At 64.9% G+C, this 1,141-nt stretch carries 1 protein-coding gene and 1 pseudogene; one reads left to right on the top strand and one right to left on the bottom strand.

The window, feature by feature from the left end; translation table 11 throughout:
* Positions 1–967, bottom strand: a 967-nt coding sequence (mutY, locus tag EOA85_RS35755) for an A/G-specific adenine glycosylase (RefSeq protein ID WP_127212766.1), incomplete at its 3' end; no start/stop codon positions are given.
* Between the two features lie 55 nt (positions 968–1,022).
* Here mutY and EOA85_RS39705 point away from each other — a divergent pair.
* Positions 1,023–1,141: pseudogene (locus tag EOA85_RS39705) on the top strand (DUF721 domain-containing protein); the annotation flags it as partial.

Here is a 1,141-nt window from a genome sequence, read left to right as displayed (position 1 = left end):
GGGTGAAGACATGGCCAATCCGCCCGGTTGGCCGCCAGTTGCCGGGAAAGGGCGCTGCCGCGTCCGTGGTGGCGCCGTCGATCCGCGCGGTCCAGCCGGTCGTCGGTACTTCGGTCATGCCGCCGAGCAGGCCTTTATCCGCACGTTTGCGCAAAAGAATGGCGCCATCGTCACGTACGGCAACGAAGGCAGCCCCGCGCCGCAACGGTTTCTCGCCCTTCGGCAGGCGGACAGGAAAGCGCTCGGGATCGCTTGAAACAGTGGCGCTGCAATCCTCTCGCAGCGGGCACAGCATGCAACGCGGTCGGCGCGGCGTGCAGATCGTCGCGCCGAGATCCATCATCGCCTGGGCGAAATCGCCCGGTCTGGTCGCTGGAACCATGCGCTCGACATAGGCGCGTATGTCTCCCTTGGCTTCGCTCAGCGGCGTGGCAATCGAGAACAGCCGGGAAACGACCCGCTCGACATTGCCGTCGACGACCGCGGCCGGCTGGTCGAAGGCGATCGCCGCGATCGCCGCCGCCGTGTAGGCGCCGATGCCGGGCAGCTCTCTCAAGGCAGTCTGCGTGTCCGGAAACCTGCCGCCTTGCCCTGCGACGAGATCGGCGCAGGCCTTGAGATTGCGCGCGCGGGAATAATAGCCGAGCCCGGCCCAGGCTTTCATGACATCTTCGGCCCGTGCCGCAGCCAACGCCTCAACATCAGGCCATTTCTGGACAAAGGCCCGGAAATAGGATTTTACCGCTTCGACCGTGGTCTGCTGCAGCATGACTTCGGAAAGCCAGACGCGGTATGGATCGGGCCGTATGCCGCTTGCCAACTCGCGCGGCGCAACGCGCCACGGCAAGTCGCGGTGATACGCGTCGTACCAGCCGAGCAGGCGGGACGCGATCTCGCCGCTTTCTCCAGACGCGGCTCTGCCGCTGTCTCTGAATGCGGTCTTGCGGGTCTGGTCGTGCAGTGCCATTGATCGAGGACTGGCCTAACCGATACGTGGTGAAGGTCGTGACTGGAGAACGCACATGGCAGGGAAAAGGCCCTTCGGCAATCCCGTTCCGGTGAGTGATCTCGCAACCCAGATTCTCGATCCGGTGTTGCGGAAGCGGGCCGGCATGTCGATCGGGCTCGTCCAGTCCTGGGA

The organism is Mesorhizobium sp. M5C.F.Ca.IN.020.29.1.1 (assembly GCF_003997375.1).
Lineage (GTDB): Bacteria > Pseudomonadota > Alphaproteobacteria > Rhizobiales > Rhizobiaceae > Mesorhizobium > Mesorhizobium wenxiniae.
Note: the sequence above shows the minus strand (reverse complement) of the source record. Positions and strands in the feature narration are given on the sequence as shown.